The sequence below is a fragment of the Hyphomicrobium sp. genome (genome assembly GCF_019744875.1).
Lineage (GTDB): Bacteria > Pseudomonadota > Alphaproteobacteria > Rhizobiales > Hyphomicrobiaceae > Hyphomicrobium_C.
The window spans coordinates 19,609-34,252 of the sequence record NZ_JAIETU010000011.1 but is presented as its reverse complement, the minus strand read 5'-3'; the positions used below and the strand labels follow the sequence as shown (position 1 = coordinate 34,252).

Here is a 14,644-nt window from a genome sequence, read left to right as displayed (position 1 = left end):
GCTCAGGCCGCCTCTACTGCGGCGCTGCTGGCGATATAGATCGTTCCGCCTTCTGTTTTCAGCGGAATGGTGCGCACGGCTCCTTCGTCTGCGCCTTGCGCCTTTCCGGTCTCAAGAGAGATGACCCAGTTGTGCAACGGACACGTCACGGAGGCGCCGTGGACGATGCCCTGACTCAATGGGCCACCCCTGTGGGGGCAATGATCTTCGATAGCGAACACGCGATCGTCACCCGTGCGGAACACGGCCACTTTTCCGTGAGGGGTTTTGATGCATCGCGCGCCGCGCTGCGGAATATCCGATAGCTGTCCGATTGCAATCCACTGCATGGCGTCACTCCGCTGCTTGGGGAAGGCCGACCGTGGCGAGCGGACGGAACTCGTGCTTGTGCAGGCCGGACACGCGCTCCGACCAGGGATCGACTTGGGCGAATTTCTGCGAATGCACGAAGCGATCGAAGTAACTGCGCCGGCGTTCCGGATCGTCGAGGATCTGCCGGCGTATTTCGTCGATGCCGACGCGTTTTGCCCATTTGTAGATGCGCTCGAGATACCGTGCCTGCTCGCGGTACATCTGCGTCAGCGCGACGACGGCCTCGAGCGCGTCGTCCTCCGTTTTGACGAGGCCAAGAACTTCGGTGCCCTTGATGTCGAGGCCGGCGGCACCGGCAAAGTGGATCTCGTATCCGCTATCGACGCAGATGACGCCGACGTCCTTGCAGGTGGCTTCGGCGCAGTTTCTCGGACAGCCAGAGACGGCCATCTTCACCTTGGCGGGTGTCCAGGAACCCCACATGAATTTTTCTATGCGGATGCCGAGGCCAGTGGAATCCTGCGTGCCGAAGCGGCACCATTCGCTGCCGACGCACGTTTTCACCGTCCGCAGACCCTTGGCGTAGGCATGCCCGGATACGAACCCGGCCTTGCCGAGATCGGCCCACACCGAAGGCAGATCCTCCTTGCGAACGCCGAGCATGTCGATCCGCTGGCCGCCGGTGACTTTCACGGCCGGGATCTGGAACTTGTCGACCACGTCAGCGATGGCGCGCAATTCTCTGGCGTTCGTCACGCCGCCCCACATGCGCGGAACGACTGAATAGGTGCCGTCCTTCTGGATGTTGGCGTGAACGCGCTCGTTGATGAAGCGCGATTGATAGTCGTCGGCATATTCGCCGGGCCAGTCGCAGATGAGATAGTAATTGAGCGCCGGCCTGCACTTGGCGCAGCCGCAAGATGTCTTCCACTCCAGCTCCTGCATGACGGCGTAGATGGACTTCAGACCCTTCGCCTTGATCAAGCGGCGCACGTCGTCATGGCCTAATGTCGTGCAAGCGCACATCGGCTGCACGGCAATGGGATTGTAGGCGTCTCCGAGGGTGAACTTCATCACCTGCTCGACGAGGCCCGTGCACGAACCGCACGACGCGGACGCCTTAGTGTGCGCCCGCACGTCGTCGAGCGACGTCAGGCCCTTGTCGTTAATCGTCGAGACGATCTTGCCCTTGCACACGCCGTTGCAGCCGCAAATTTCTGCGTCATCGGGCAACGCTGCAACGGCCGCCGTAGGGTCCAGCGGCGCGCCACCTTGGTAGGCCTGGCCGAAGATCAGCGTCTCGCGCATGTCCGAGATGTCGATCGCTTTTTTCTTGAGGTCGTTGAACCACGCGCCGTCGGCCGTTTCGCCGTAGAGGACGGTGCCGACGATCCGGTTCTCCTTGAGCACCAGCCGCTTGTAGACACCCGCCGCAGCGTCCCGCAGCACGATCTCCTGCCGGTCCTCACCGTCGGCGAAATCGCCGAGCGAGAAGACGTCGATGCCGGTGACTTTGAGCTTGGTGGGGGTGTCGTTGTGGACAAAGCCCGGCCCCTGTTCGCCCGCGAGCTTCGCGGCGGCGATACGCGCCATTTCGTACAGTGGCGCGACAAGGCCATAGACGTGTCCGCCGACCTCGGCGCATTCGCCGAGAGACATGATGTCGGGATCCGATGTCTGCATGCGATCATCGACGAGGATGCCGCGATTGGTGGCGATGCCGGCCTCCTTCGCGATCCAGGCGTTAGGCTTGATGCCGGCAGCCATGACCACAAGCGTCGCCGGAATGATCCGCCCATCGTCAAGCTCCACGCCCTCGACCTTGCGCGCACCCAGAATGCATTTGGTCGAAGCCTTGGTGATGACTTTGATGCCGCGGCTCTCGAGTTCTTGCTGCAGCATATAGCCGGCGGCAGGATCGAGCTGGCGCTCCATCAGCGTCGGCATGAGGTGGAGCACGGTGACGTCCATGCCCCGCTCTTTCAGCCCGGCAGCCGCCTCCAGCCCGAGAAGGCCGCCGCCAATCACCACTGCCTTCGAGCGCGACTGCGCCGCGAGCAGCATGGCCTGCACGTCGTCGAGGTCGCGGTATGAGAGAACGCCCGGCAGCGTGTTGCCTGGCACCGGAAGGATGAATGGTACCGAGCCCGTGGCAATCACCAGTTTGTCGTATGCGGCCGTGACGCCCTTGTCGGAGGTCACGGTCTTCGCGGCGCGGTCGATCGCAACGACCTTGTGGCCCTTGTAGAGGGTGATGCCGTTCTTGATGTACCAGCCGTCACCGTGAATGATGATCTGCTCGTAGTCCTTCTCGCCGGAGAGAACCGGCGACAGCATGATGCGGTCATAGTTCACGCGCGGCTCGGCATTGAAGATGGTGATCTCGTAACGCCCCGCCGCCTTCTCGAGGAGATACTCCAGCATGCGCCCGGGGGCCATGCCATTGCCAATGATGATGAGTTTCTCAGTCATTCCACTGGCCTCCCGCTATTCTGCTGCGACGACGGCGCGAGGGGAGAGGGGCTGCCCGTTTCTGTTCAGGCGCCGGATCGTGACGTCCATCCACGCGAGCGATCCCGCGACGATGAGAAACAGCAGCATGAAGCAGCTGGACCACAGCCCCGTGAGGTCGTTCAGCGCACCGAACGCGATGGGAAGGATGAAGCCGCCGAGGCCGCCGATCATGCCGACTAGGCCGCCGACCGCGCCGACGCTCTGCGGGTAGTAAGTCGCGATGTGCTTGAACACCGCGGCCTTGCCTAGGCTCATGAAGAACCCGAGCACGAATGTAACGACGATGAACGCGCCGACGCCAATCTCGAAATGAGAGGAGATGTCGCCGTTGATGCCGCGCATGACGTAGCTCGTCGGTGGGAGGGATAGGATGAGCGTTGCGAGGACCGAGACGCCGAGGCTCCAGTACATCACTGTGCGTGCACCGATCCGGTCCGACAGCATGCCGCCGTAGGCCCGAAAGATGCTGGCCGGGATCGAATAGAGCGCGCCGATCATGCCGGCCGTCGCGATGTCGAAGCCGTAGACGCCGATCAAGTAACGCGGCAGCCAGAGGGCCAGCGCCACAAACGCCCCGAACACGAAGAAGTAGTAGAGCGCGAAGCGCCAGACGCGCTTATCGCGCAGCGTTGAGAGTTCCAACATGAAAGGTGCGGCAGCGGCGCCGGTCTTGCGGCGCTCGATGGTGACCGGATCGTCAACGGTCGTGACGTAGAAGGCGACCGCCATGACGGCGAGCACTGCCGCCCATATGAGAGCAACTGCCTGCCATCCCCAGGCAAGCAGCACGAAGGGCGCTGCGAATTTGGTCACCGCTGCCCCGACGTTACCGACGCCGAAAATTCCGAGCGCCGTACCCTGCCGTCGCGACGGATAAAAGCGCGAAACGTAGGCGACGCCGACTGCAAAGGATCCGCCCGCCAGACCGACGCCAAGGGCGGCGGCAATCATCTGCGGATAGGTTTCAGCGAAGGCGAGCAGCACTGTCGCAAAGCTCGTCATCAGCATCGCGACCGTGAACACGAGACGACCGCCGAAGCGGTCGGTCCAGATGCCGAGGAAAATGCGCGAGAGCGAGCCGGTCAGGATCGGAGTTCCGATCAGCAGGCCGAACTCGGTTTCCGAGAGACCAAGCTCCTGTTTGATCTTCACGCCGATGATGGAAAAAATCGTCCACACCGCGAAGCACACGGTGAAGGCGAACGTGGACATCCACAGTGCGCGGCCATCCGAGCGCGCCAAACTGAGATCTGAGCTACTGCTGTCGTTCATCGATCCGGTCTCCCGTGCCCGCGAGGCTTGAAAACAAAAAAGCCGCCGGTCAAACCCCTGCGCTGGTGCGCAATGGCTTGAACGGCGGCTTTGCCAAATCAGCGCCCATCGTTGGGCACCTGTCAGGATCTAGAGCCAGCTGGCGTACCTACGGTGGCGCTGCAGCAAATGGCTCCTGATCAGAACTTATCTAACGAATACGCGCGTTGGCGGGATTTCAGCAAGGCCAAAGAACAGACAGTTTTCACTTCGGAGGCACAAAGTTTGTGCAGTGCAACTCCGCAAGTCTCATCGCCGCTGAGCCTCGATGTAGTCGTCGAGGCGGTCTGGATCGAACAGAGTGCCATCGAAGAATCCATCCGGTCCCAGCGTAAGGCTTGCGCCCGCCGAGCCGACAGGAGTCGGCGCGACAAGCGCTCCTTCCACCTTCGCATTCGCCGATGGAAGTGCGATCCCGAGCGGCTTCAACGCGCTACGGTAGAGGTCGGGCCGATAGGTCTCGCGCGCGATCGACGCATTCCCGGCACTGTGCGCGACCTGTCCCCATCGGACCATCTGCGAATAGAACCAGAGCGCGTGGCTTTTCCACGGGAAGGTCGCGGCCTTGTCAAACGGCACGAAAAAGTTATCGGCCTGCCGCGCCTCGCCCCCACCAATGTCGAGCGTGCCGGAAAGGCCATGGAGCATCCATTCCGCCGGGCGGTCGATGAGCGCGCGGGCGCCCAACATCTCCGCAAGCTCGCGGTGGTTTTCGCGAGACGCACACCATTGCGCCGAGCGGCATAGGGCGCGCAATAGCCCGGCAAGAGCCTCCGGCTCCCGCTCTGCCCACTTCGCCGCAACGCCCAAAACCTTTTCGGGGCTCGATCGCCAAAGAGCCGCCTTGATCGTCGCGATCCGTCCAAGGCTGCTCGACGTAGCGGCGGTGTTCCAAGGTTCGCCGACGCAGTAGCCGTCTATGGTTCCGCTCGCGAGAGCGTCCGCCATGAGCGGCGGCGGCACGTAGACAATCTCAACATCGCGCTCCGGTTCGACCCCGCAGGCCGAAAGCCAATACCGGAGCTCATAATTGTGCCCCGAGAACGGGTGGACCACGGCGAAGCGCAATTGCGCATCCGTCGCTCCAAGTCGCTCGGCGACCACGTGTCGAAGTGCTCGTCCTGCTGCAGCGGGATCGAGATCGGCTATGGCGCCATGCACAGCCATACGGATCCAGAGTGCGTTCGATACCGTGACGGCATTGCCACCCAGGCCAAGCGCAATGGGTGCAATGGTGTCGGCGGCGAGCGGTGTTAGGCCCAGGTTGGCTGCAATCGGCATGGGCGCCAGCATGTGGGCAACCTGAAAATGACCCACGGCCATGCGATCGCGGATATTGGCCCAAGATGTCTCGCGCACGAGTGTGAGATCGATGCCTTCCGCGGCCGCGAAGCGCTTCTCTTTGGCAGCGACGAGAATCGCGCTGTCAAGCAGCGGCATGAAGCCGGCGACAATCTCGTGTGAACGGCGCTCGTTCATGTGTCCTCCGGCGGAGCCAACAGGCCGGCAGCGGTGATCAAGCTCTCTGCAATTTCGGAAATCTTGCGATTTTGGTTCATGGCGGTCTTGCGCAGCAATGAATACGCATCGGCTTCCGACAGGCCGCGCGTTTTCATAAGGATTCCCTTCGCGCGATCCACGAGCTTGCGACTTTCGAGCTGCGAGCGCGCCTCTTCCAGCTCGCGTGACATGCGTGCGAACGCATTGAATCGGCTAATCGCCATGTCCAGGATAGGCTTGACGCGCTCACGCTTCAGTCCGTCGACGACATAGGCCGAAACGCCGGCGTCCACCGCCGCCTCGATCGCCGCCTGGTCGGAGCGATCGACGAACATGGCGATCGGACGCTTCACTGCACGGGACAACTGGAACATGCTCTCGAGCACGTCGCGATTGGGATTCTCCAGATCGATGACGATGACGTCTGGCGATATGTCCGAGATGCGTCGCGCGATACCGACAACGTCGTGGACCACGGTAAGCCTATTGTAGCCGGCATCGCGCAGCCCGTCTTGGATCACGGCCGCCCGAAGCCGATTCTCATCGATAATGAGAATGGAGAGTGAGGTGTCGGGTTCGGGCATGTGCTCGCTCGATCACTATCGGCTGGGCCATTAGCACAATACGTCTTCGTGCTGCAAATGGCTCCAAGCCTGTCATGCCGTGACGGCGGAGCCCGGATCAGAAGCGGACAAACATGGCCGAGCGTGCGGGCGGCCTCTGATCCGACTTCGGCTTCTGGGACGGATCTGCCTAGGCTGCAACGTCTGCGACGGGCCAGGAGCGGCAGTCGGGCTCAACGTTCGATCGCCAATCTGCAAACGTTGTCGGCACGTCCAATGCCCCCAAATGGATTGTCGTCTCAGGCTATAACGACGGCGCAGGCGTCTACCTCGAACGGTTCGGAACTTCTGCCGTACATCGAAAATGGGTTGTTCACCTCATCGAGGACTTGCCAGCCGAAGAGGGCCGGGTCCTCGATATAGGTTGCGGAGCAGGCGTACCTGTCGCGCGTGATCTTGTTGCACGAGGGTACACCGTCGTTGGCGTCGATGGGTCGGGGTCATAGGACGGATCACCAACCAGCGCTGATGCCCCGTTGTCGCTCGTAAGCGGACCTGACCTGGCAGATGCGTCGATAGACATCCTCCAGATAGTGGATATCAGCAAGACGCCGAAGCAGCGCCGGCGTCACACAGCAAGTTTCGATGGAGGCCTCTTATCAGGTTCAGACCTACCAATCGGTTGCCTGTCCTCCGTACGCCACCGATCGAAGATCTGCTCGACCTCCGAGTGCTGAGCCGCGTAGGCCTTCTCTGCCAATCTGCGATCCGGTGTTTTCAGTGAACACCCAATCTGTTTGCCTCGACCCTCAGCCCTCAGCCCAGGGTCGACATCGCGCTTGCAGTTCCATTGCGCTGCCGTTTCGTTGGGTCAGAAAGGGGAACTTAGCCACGTCCCTCATAGTCATGCTACGAAGCAGAAATTCGTAGCAGTCGAGCTAGCGAAACCCTTGGAAACCAAGGGTTTGCGCAATTTCAATGGCTTATGGCTGGTGTGGCGCCCCGTAGGGGACTCGAACCCCTGTTACCAACGTGAGAGGCTGGTGTCCTAGGCCACTAGACGAACGGGGCTCTCGCTGGAGCGGCCACCTATAAGAGAGGCCCGGCACGCGATCAAGCGGGAACTTGCGTTTGCGCGGGCAAACCTACGGCTTCGGCGCGCCCGGAACCACGTCGTATCGCCGCAGCACCGCCCCGGATGCGACATCGAGAATGGCGATCGCGTCCTTGCCCCCCGCCTCGTAGTGGACGGCAAGCCGGTCACCGCTTAACGAGAGCGACTTGACCGTAGCGCCCTCTGGCAACGCAAGTTGCGACGCGTCCATGGCTCCGAGCTGCGTCCGCGGGCCGATTTCGACCGAACCCTGTTGTAGCCCCGGGGGTGCGGTGGGATTTGCGGCAGGGTTTGCGGAGAGATAGATGATCCTGAGCACCACGGCCGCGATGCCCGCCACGATGAGCAGGCCGAGAAAGGCGACGATGAACACCAGCACGCGTTCCTTGCGATTGCGCGCGGCCGCCTCAGCGCGATCGGCGGCATGCGGGACGGGCGTGGGCTCGCTCATGGTGTCGTCTCTCGGAAACGAAGCTGGTCACCCCCGTGCTCTAACAGCATCCGAACGCCCAAGGCGACAGAAATCCGGTGAAAAAGGCGGCCGATCATGACCGAAGACGAAGACGCCATGATCGAAGACGACGACACCGAGATCGCAGATCCGGAGTTCGAAGAACCCGTCGTGCTGACGGGCCGCCAGGAGCTCACGGTTGCAGAAGCCGCTTCCGGCCAGCGGCTGGACCGTGTGCTCGCGGCCCACTTCTCGCCCGCCCTGAGCCGGGCCCGCTTGCAGACCCTTATCCGCCAGGGGCACGTAACGTGCGACGGCACGCCCGAGCGCGACCCCGGCACCAAGACGAAGATCGGCCAGCACATCGTCGTCGATGTTCCCGAGCCTGTCGCGGCCGAGCCGGCCGGCGAACCGATTCCACTCGTCATCGTCTACGAGGACCCGCACCTGCTCGTGCTCGACAAGCCTGCCGGCCTCGTCGTCCATCCCGCCGCCGGCCACGCCGGTGGAACGCTGGTGAATGCCCTGATCGCCCACTGCGGCGACGAGCTTTCCGGCATCGGCGGCGTGAAGCGCCCGGGCATTGTCCATCGTCTCGACAAGGACACCTCGGGCCTGCTGGTGATCGCGAAAACCGACGCCGCCCATCGCGGCCTCTCCGAGCAGTTCGCCGCGCACGGCACCGACGGCCGTCTCGTGCGCGCCTATGAGGCCTTCGCCTGGGGCGTGCCGCTGCGGGCCAGCGGCGCCATTGATGCCAACCTCGCACGCAGCACGGCCAACCGCACACGCATGGCTGTTGTGCGCGAAACGCTTGGCCGGCACGCCATCACGCACTACGAGGCAATCGAAACCTTCAACGGATTGAACGGAACGCCCGCCGCCACACGCTTGCGGCTTGTTCTGGAAACCGGCCGCACACACCAGATCCGCGTCCATCTCGCGCACCTGGGCCACCCCGTGATGGGTGATCCGGCCTACGGCACGGGCTTCAAGGCCAGCATCCGCACACTGTCGGCCGACGCCGCCGAAGCCTTGACCGCACTTGGTCGCCAGGCGCTCCATGCCGTGGAATTGGGGTTCGAGCACCCCGTCACGGGCCGCTCGCTCCACTTCACAAGTTCGCGACCGGCCGACATCGAAAGGCTCTACAAGGCGCTAAAAGGCCCGGATTTACAGGCGGCCAGTGGCCCTCGCGCCAAAGCGAAGCGCAAAATTTCCAAACCGTAATTATCCCGACCGACGGATTCCGACATAAGGTTGCGTTAAGAAAACGAAACTCCAATGCAACTGGCACGTTGCAGTTCGGCATGCTGAAACGTGCTGGAAACCTAGCCCGCCGCAAGCAGGCGCGTACGGAACAACCTCCAATATCGAGAGTTTGTCCGCGACGTTGATATGGGGAGCGTACACTGACGGGTCAATCCCGCCAGAGCGTGAAACAGACATGGCGACAAAATCACTTCCGACGATTGCCGGCGGCTCGAATGGGCTGTCGCGCTACCTCGAGGAAATCCGCCGGTTTCCGATGTTGGAGCCGGATCAGGAATACATGCTGGCGAAGCGCTGGCGCGATGACGGCGATACGGATGCGGCGCAGGAGCTGATCACCTCGCATCTGCGTCTCGTCGCGCGCATCGCAATGGGCTATCGCGGTTACGGCCTGCCGATCGGCGAAGTGATCTCCGAAGGCAACGTCGGCCTGATGCAGGCCGTCAAGCGCTTCGAGCCCGAACGCGGGTTCCGCTTGGCGACGTACGCGATGTGGTGGATCCGCGCTTCGATCCAGGAATACATCCTGCGCTCGTGGAGCCTCGTGAAGATGGGCACCACGGCCGCCCAGAAGAAGCTGTTCTTCAACCTGCGGCGCGCCAAGAGCCAGCTTCAGGCCCTGGAAGAAGGCGATCTGAAGCCTGAGCACGTCAAGACGATCGCCACCAAGTTCGGCGTGTCGGAAGAAGACGTCGTTTCGATGAACCGCCGTCTCGGCGGCGACGCCTCGCTCAACGCGCCCGTGCGTGCCGACTCCGAATCCGGAGAATGGCAGGATTGGCTCGTCGACGATGCGCCCGACCAGGAGGAAACGCTCGTCAAGGACGACGAGATGGGCCGCCGCAAGTCGTATCTGAGCGACGCACTGGCAACGCTCAACGATCGTGAGCGGAGAATTTTCGAAGCGCGCCGTCTCGCGGACGAGCCCGTCACGCTCGAGGAGCTGTCGACGGAATTCGGCGTCTCACGCGAGCGTATTCGGCAGATTGAAGTGCGCGCCTTCGAGAAGGTCCAGAAGGCTGTACAGGGCGCCGCGCGGGTCGAAGAAGCCGGCGAGGCAGCCTAAAAAACCTACGCCAGCTTCTTTAGTGGCAACGCAACCATTCGCGGGCGCTCTTCTGGGCGGCCGCGATTTCTTTTTTGGTCATCTCGCGGGAGATTTCGAGCCGGTAGGCCTTGGCGTCATCGTTGCCGCGCATGGCAGCGAGATTGAACCACTTGTGGGCCTCGACGAGGTTCACGCCGACATCCCGGCCGACGCAGTACATCAGTCCGAGCTGGTAGAGCGCATCCGTGCTGCCGCCCTGTGCCGAAACGTCAACGACGTCTTCGGAAGAAAATTCAAAACGTGCCATCCCTGTTTACCTCTGAGCGCTGTCGCTTCTGATCCGAAGGCGGCTGGCACGGCCTGAAATGCCAGGTGTGCCGCGGCCTCTGGAAGCAAACGATAGGGGGCGCGCTCATGATAAGCAGTAAACGAGGGAACAGGCGTTTCGCCAAGGAACGGTTGCCCCGCGACTCGTTTCGAGGCGAACGGGCCGCTTCCGGCCGGCAAGAAATCAAAGCTTAAGCAATTTGGAAACCTTGCGGTAACCATGCCGGAAGTTTCTCCGGCGGCCCGTCATTTGAGCTTGTTGGAAAGCCCCCGTTGGACGCCGTCGCGGGCCGAAAGACGCTCGATCCAGGCCTTCACGCGCGGGAAGGCCTTGAGGTCCTGCCCCTGCTTCTCCCAGTTCAGCGCCCACGGCAGGCTGGCCATGTCGGCGATGGAGTAGGTATCGGCGATGAAATCGCGCTTCTTGAGCTGCTTTTCGAGCACGCCGTAGAGGCGCGTAACCTCGGTCGTGTAGCGCTCGATGCCGTAGGCGACCTTCTTCGGCGCGTAGTGGCGGAAGTGATGCGCCTGCCCCGCCATCGGACCGAACCCGCCGACCTGCCAGAACAGCCACTGCTCCACGAGCACGCGCGCGCGCTCGTCCGTCGGATAGAACTGACCGGACTTGCGGCCAAGATATTGGAGAATGGCGCCGCTTTCGAAGATCGAAATCGGCTCCCCGCCCGGCCCATCCGGATCGACGATGGCCGGCATCTTGTTGTTCGGCGAGATGGCGAGGAACTTGGGCTTGAACTGATCGCCCTTCGAGATGTCGACCGGCTTCAAGCGGTAGGCGAGCCCGCATTCCTCGAGCATGATGCGGATCTTGAAGCCGTTTGGCGTCGGCCAGAAATAGAAGTCGATCGGAGCGTCAGCCATTCAGGTCTCCCCTCGCTAATCAAATCGTCAACACCGTCGAGCCGGTCGTGCGGCGTGCTTCGAGCGCCCGATGCGCTTCCGCCGCGTCGCGCAACGTATACGTCTGATTGATCGGGATCGTAATGCGTCCCGACGCCACCATCGCGAACAGGTCGGCCGCGTTGGCCGCAAGCGCGGCCTGCGTCGCCGTGTAGGCCATCAGCGACGGACGGGTGGCGAACAGCGATCCCTTGAGCAGCGTCAGCTCGAACGGCGGCACAGGTCCGGAGGCGTTGCCGAAACTCACCCACGTTCCGCGCGGCCGCAGGCAGTCGAGCGAGCCGCGATAGGTGTCCTTGCCCACGCTGTCATAGACGACATCGCACAACCGCCCGTTCGTGATCTCGCGCACGCGCGCCACGAAATCCTCGCGCGCCGTGACGATCACATGCGTCGCGCCCGCCTTACGTGCGAGTTCGGCCTTCTCGTCGGTGCTCACGGTTCCGATCAGCGTCGCGCCCAGCGCGCGCGCCCACTGGCACGCAATCAACCCGACGCCGCCCGCAGCGGCATGGAACAGGATCACGCTCTCGCTGGTGACGGCGAACGTCTCGCGCAGCAGATAGCGGACCGTCATGCCTTGCAGCATCATGGCCGCCGCGGTCTCGTAAGAGATCCCCTCAGGGATCTTCACCAGCCGGTCCGCAGCGATGATGCGCTCCTCGGCATAGCCGCCGAGCGCGCCCGCATAAGCGACCCTGTCTCCGATGCTGAGCGACGTCACGCCCTCGCCCAGCGCGATCACGTCGCCTGCGCCCTCCATGCCGATGATCGCCGGCAGGCTCGCAAGCGGGTAGAGACCCGTACGGAAATAGACGTCGATATAGTTGAGCCCAGCGGCCCGCTGTTTGATTCGAACGTCGCCAGGCCCGGGGACTCCAACCGGAATCTCCTCCCAGACCAGCCGGTCAGGACCGCCGAGCTCGTGCAACCGGACACCATGGACCATCTGGAACTCCATGAAATGGAACGCGATTATGTGCAGACCCGCATCGGCATCTTAAGGCGTCTCGACCGCCGGACGAACCGCCTTGACCCTGCCACGGCTGCCTTCTATTGGCCTAACGACGTTAGAACAAGGGGCCGGAGATGACGATCTGCTACGCCGCGTTGCGACTGGCGGCGAACCTTGGCCTCGTTGCCGGCCTTCTTTCGCTTGCGGCCTGCGCCATTGGGTCGAGCCCTGAAATCGGATCGAGAGCCGGTCTCGGCTGCGTCGACGACAGCCCGGAATGCATCAGCCGCCGCCAGGCGACGCTGAAACACATGGTCGACGACAAGTCCCGCAGTTGGGTCCACGAAGCACCGACCCCGGAGGCCTATGCCTCGGGCGTGCGGCTCTTCGCGTACAAATCGAAGAAGAAAGAGCTGACGTGCGACGAGCTGAAGCGCGGCAAGCTCGAAGCCGACACGGCCAAGACCAGCCTCGCGAGCGTCGGCGTGCGGCTCACGCCGGCCCAGGTCTCGCGCAGCGCAATGCTGGCGGGTGAAGTCGGCCGCGAGCTTCAGCGCGAGATCGATCGCCGTTGCAAGAAGGCCTGACCGCCGTCACACTGACACAGAGCCCACGCCGGGCGACTGCATTTCCATACGCTGGTCCGTGCGCTGAGTGCCGTGGCCTCCCATGAAGAAAGACGAGCCAGATGGCACTTGAGGCAACGGTCGAAGCGGTGGTGGCGTTCGTTCGAGAGCACGAGCACTGGGCGGCGCCGGTCGCGTTCGTCGTCGCGTTCGGAGAGAGCTTCTGCTTTCTGTCGCTCCTCATTCCGGGCACGGCCATTCTCGTCGGCATCGCAGCGCTCCTCGCGGCAAGCGGCATCGAGATGCACGTGCTGTGGCCCGCCATTGTCGCCGCCGGCTTCGGCGGCACGCTGGGCTATGCTGTGTCGTTCTGGATCGGCCGCTACTTCCAGGACAGCGTCCACAAGATCTGGCCCTTCACCACGCGTCCGCACCTGATCTCGCAGGCCGAGGAGTTCTTCGACACCTACGGCGCGTTCGGTGTTTTCCTCGGGCATTTCTTCGGGCCGGTTCGCGCGGTCATTCCGGTTGTCGCCGGCATGTTCCGCATGCGCGAGATACCGTTCCAGATCGCCAACGTTCTGAGCGCGTTCATTTGGGCCGGCGGCGTGATTGCGCCCGCGTTCTTCCTCGTCACTTTCAAGGATGAGGTGATCGCGTTCCTCGCCGCCCATCAGTATGCGGTCGCCGCAGCACTGTTCGCGCTCGCCCTCGCCAACTCCATCCCCCGCCCCATCCTGTTCGTGCCGACGCTGATCCTCGCATTCGGGCTCGCGACCCTGATGGTGCTCGGCAAGGGCGACGTGCCGCTGATCGCTTTCGCGGCCGCCGCAGGCGCATTCGCAGGCGACGTCTACGCCTATGCCAAAGGCCGCAGCGGCCGGCGCGACCGCATCGACACCTGGCCCTTCAGCGCCACCCCGAAGCAGCACGCGGACGCCGCCGCATTCGTCGAGCGCAGCGGCCTCGTGAGCCTGCTGATCAGCAAGTTTCAGGGCTTCAATCGCGGCCTTGTGCCGTTGGAGATGGGCGTTCTGAGCCGACCGGCTATCCCGGTCCTCGCGGTCAGCGCCGTAAGCGCGCTGATCTGGTCGGCCGCCCTGATCCTGCCCGCCGTCCTGATCACCAAGCTTATCGCGTAGGCGCGGCCGGCTTCCGGATCTCGGCCCGGCAGGCATAGTCGCGGAACGGTCGCGTGAACGTCGCGTGCGCGCCGTTGGCTTCCGCGAGCTTGCGCACTTCCGCTTCGAGCTCCGCTCTCGGATGGACCGAGAACCGCCTGAGCCACGCCCGGAGGCCCGACCGGAACATCACAGGCAGGCGCTGCTGCTCGCCGAAATCGACGATGTGCAGCGAGCCGCCGGGCCTGACGACGCTGTACGCCTGCTCCAGCGCTTCGCGCCACGGCGGGATCATCGAGAGCGCATAGGACACGAACACACGGTCGAACGCGGCGATGCCGAAGTCGGCCTGCGTGTCGAGCTTGCTCGCGTCCGCCTGGGCGAACCGAATACAGTGCGAGAGACCGGCCTTGGCGACGGACGCCTGCGCCGTCTCGAGCATCACCGCCGAAACGTCGATGCCGTAGAGCTGCGCCGCCGGATAGCGGCCCGACGCCAGGATGAGATTACGCCCCGTCCCGCATCCGATTTCGAGCACCGTGCCGCCGGGCGGCGGATTGAGGGCATCGAGCATCCCATCGCGGCCGAGCAGATAGTACTTACGCGACGCATCGTAGATGTGACGCTGCAGCCGGTAGATGGAGTCCATTTCCTGAGCGGCATCAACCATCG

At 63.1% G+C, this 14,644-nt stretch carries 14 protein-coding genes and 1 tRNA gene; 4 read left to right on the top strand and 11 right to left on the bottom strand.

Going from position 1 to position 14,644, the window contains the following annotated elements:
- Nucleotides 1-2 precede the first annotated feature (2 nt).
- The 7 genes from nirD to K2Y42_RS17895 all read right to left on the bottom strand — a co-directional run bounded on the left by nirD (nt 3) and on the right by K2Y42_RS17895 (nt 7,765).
- Complete coding sequence (nirD, locus tag K2Y42_RS17925; RefSeq protein WP_291155040.1) at nt 3-329, bottom strand: nitrite reductase small subunit NirD; 327 nt, start codon at nt 327-329, stop codon at nt 3-5.
- A gap of 4 nt (nt 330-333) precedes the next feature.
- Nucleotides 334-2,784, bottom strand: a complete 2,451-nt coding sequence (gene nirB, locus K2Y42_RS17920) for a nitrite reductase large subunit NirB (protein WP_291155038.1) — start codon at nt 2,782-2,784, stop codon at nt 334-336.
- A gap of 15 nt (nt 2,785-2,799) precedes the next feature.
- Complete coding sequence (locus tag K2Y42_RS17915; protein WP_291155037.1) at nt 2,800-4,098, bottom strand: nitrate/nitrite transporter; 1,299 nt, start codon at nt 4,096-4,098, stop codon at nt 2,800-2,802.
- A gap of 288 nt (nt 4,099-4,386) precedes the next feature.
- Entirely contained in the window at nt 4,387-5,616 is a 1,230-nt protein-coding gene (locus K2Y42_RS17910; protein ID WP_291155035.1) for a CmpA/NrtA family ABC transporter substrate-binding protein, read from the bottom strand.
- Nucleotides 5,613-6,221 carry an ANTAR domain-containing response regulator gene (locus K2Y42_RS17905; protein ID WP_291155033.1) on the bottom strand — a complete coding sequence of 203 codons (609 nt, stop codon included), beginning with the start codon at nt 6,219-6,221 and terminating at the stop codon, nt 5,613-5,615. Before K2Y42_RS17905 ends, K2Y42_RS17910 begins: the two co-directional genes overlap by 4 nt.
- 974 nt (nt 6,222-7,195) lie before the next feature.
- Nucleotides 7,196-7,271 (bottom strand) — tRNA-Glu (locus K2Y42_RS17900).
- 74 nt (nt 7,272-7,345) lie between these two features.
- Nucleotides 7,346-7,765: a hypothetical protein gene (locus K2Y42_RS17895; protein WP_291155031.1), complete on the bottom strand. Its 420-nt coding sequence runs from the start codon at nt 7,763-7,765 to the stop codon at nt 7,346-7,348.
- Nucleotides 7,766-7,861: 96 nt separating this feature from the next.
- Between K2Y42_RS17895 and K2Y42_RS17890 the strand changes: the two genes are divergently transcribed.
- Both K2Y42_RS17890 and rpoH read left to right on the top strand, forming a co-directional pair.
- Complete coding sequence (locus tag K2Y42_RS17890; protein WP_291155029.1) at nt 7,862-8,995, top strand: RluA family pseudouridine synthase; 1,134 nt, start codon at nt 7,862-7,864, stop codon at nt 8,993-8,995.
- A gap of 217 nt (nt 8,996-9,212) precedes the next feature.
- Nucleotides 9,213-10,103 (top strand): RNA polymerase sigma factor RpoH, encoded by an 891-nt coding sequence (gene rpoH, locus K2Y42_RS17885; protein ID WP_291155027.1) that lies wholly within the window; start codon nt 9,213-9,215, stop codon nt 10,101-10,103.
- A 19-nt stretch (nt 10,104-10,122) separates the two neighbouring features.
- Here rpoH and K2Y42_RS17880 read toward each other — a convergent pair whose 3' ends face one another.
- The 3 genes from K2Y42_RS17880 to K2Y42_RS17870 form a co-directional block, all read right to left on the bottom strand.
- Entirely contained in the window at nt 10,123-10,392 is a 270-nt protein-coding gene (locus K2Y42_RS17880; RefSeq protein WP_291155026.1) for a hypothetical protein, read from the bottom strand.
- 266 nt (nt 10,393-10,658) lie between these two features.
- Nucleotides 10,659-11,291: a glutathione S-transferase N-terminal domain-containing protein gene (locus K2Y42_RS17875; RefSeq protein WP_291155024.1), complete on the bottom strand. Its 633-nt coding sequence runs from the start codon at nt 11,289-11,291 to the stop codon at nt 10,659-10,661.
- Between the two features lie 19 nt (nt 11,292-11,310).
- Nucleotides 11,311-12,279 carry a quinone oxidoreductase gene (locus tag K2Y42_RS17870; protein WP_291155020.1) on the bottom strand — a complete coding sequence of 323 codons (969 nt, stop codon included), beginning with the start codon at nt 12,277-12,279 and terminating at the stop codon, nt 11,311-11,313.
- Between the two features lie 140 nt (nt 12,280-12,419).
- Here K2Y42_RS17870 and K2Y42_RS17865 point away from each other — a divergent pair, with 140 nt between their 5' ends.
- Together K2Y42_RS17865 and K2Y42_RS17860 are read left to right on the top strand one after the other, a co-directional pair.
- Nucleotides 12,420-12,872, top strand: coding sequence for a hypothetical protein (locus K2Y42_RS17865; RefSeq protein WP_291155018.1), 453 nt, complete (start codon nt 12,420-12,422; stop codon nt 12,870-12,872).
- 101 nt (nt 12,873-12,973) lie between these two features.
- Nucleotides 12,974-13,993 (top strand): DedA family protein, encoded by a 1,020-nt coding sequence (locus K2Y42_RS17860; RefSeq protein ID WP_291155017.1) that lies wholly within the window; start codon nt 12,974-12,976, stop codon nt 13,991-13,993.
- On the opposite strand, the gene K2Y42_RS17855 is transcribed toward K2Y42_RS17860, so the two are convergent.
- Complete coding sequence (locus tag K2Y42_RS17855) at nt 13,983-14,642, bottom strand: class I SAM-dependent methyltransferase (RefSeq protein WP_291155012.1); 660 nt, start codon at nt 14,640-14,642, stop codon at nt 13,983-13,985. The genes K2Y42_RS17860 and K2Y42_RS17855 overlap by 11 nt on opposite strands.
- Between the last annotated feature and the right edge of the window lie 2 nt (nt 14,643-14,644).

What these genes read in the sequence shown, in the direction of transcription:
- nirB (WP_291155038.1), bottom strand. Translation starts at nt 2,784, where the DNA reads ATGACTGAGAAACTCATCATCATTGGCAATGGCATGGCCCCCGGGCGC.
- K2Y42_RS17880 (WP_291155026.1), bottom strand. Translation starts at nt 10,392, where the DNA reads ATGGCACGTTTTGAATTTTCTTCCGAAGACGTCGTTGACGTTTCGGCA.
- K2Y42_RS17915 (WP_291155037.1), bottom strand. Translation starts at nt 4,098, where the DNA reads ATGAACGACAGCAGTAGCTCAGATCTCAGTTTGGCGCGCTCGGATGGC.
- K2Y42_RS17905 (WP_291155033.1), bottom strand. Translation starts at nt 6,221, where the DNA reads ATGCCCGAACCCGACACCTCACTCTCCATTCTCATTATCGATGAGAAT.
- K2Y42_RS17910 (WP_291155035.1), bottom strand. Translation starts at nt 5,616, where the DNA reads ATGAACGAGCGCCGTTCACACGAGATTGTCGCCGGCTTCATGCCGCTG.
- rpoH (WP_291155027.1), top strand. Translation starts at nt 9,213, where the DNA reads ATGGCGACAAAATCACTTCCGACGATTGCCGGCGGCTCGAATGGGCTG.
- nirD (WP_291155040.1), bottom strand. Translation starts at nt 329, where the DNA reads ATGCAGTGGATTGCAATCGGACAGCTATCGGATATTCCGCAGCGCGGC.
- K2Y42_RS17860 (WP_291155017.1), top strand. Translation starts at nt 12,974, where the DNA reads ATGGCACTTGAGGCAACGGTCGAAGCGGTGGTGGCGTTCGTTCGAGAG.
- K2Y42_RS17875 (WP_291155024.1), bottom strand. Translation starts at nt 11,291, where the DNA reads ATGGCTGACGCTCCGATCGACTTCTATTTCTGGCCGACGCCAAACGGC.
- K2Y42_RS17865 (WP_291155018.1), top strand. Translation starts at nt 12,420, where the DNA reads ATGACGATCTGCTACGCCGCGTTGCGACTGGCGGCGAACCTTGGCCTC.
- K2Y42_RS17870 (WP_291155020.1), bottom strand. Translation starts at nt 12,279, where the DNA reads ATGGTCCATGGTGTCCGGTTGCACGAGCTCGGCGGTCCTGACCGGCTG.
- K2Y42_RS17890 (WP_291155029.1), top strand. Translation starts at nt 7,862, where the DNA reads ATGACCGAAGACGAAGACGCCATGATCGAAGACGACGACACCGAGATC.
- K2Y42_RS17855 (WP_291155012.1), bottom strand. Translation starts at nt 14,642, where the DNA reads ATGGTTGATGCCGCTCAGGAAATGGACTCCATCTACCGGCTGCAGCGT.
- K2Y42_RS17895 (WP_291155031.1), bottom strand. Translation starts at nt 7,765, where the DNA reads ATGAGCGAGCCCACGCCCGTCCCGCATGCCGCCGATCGCGCTGAGGCG.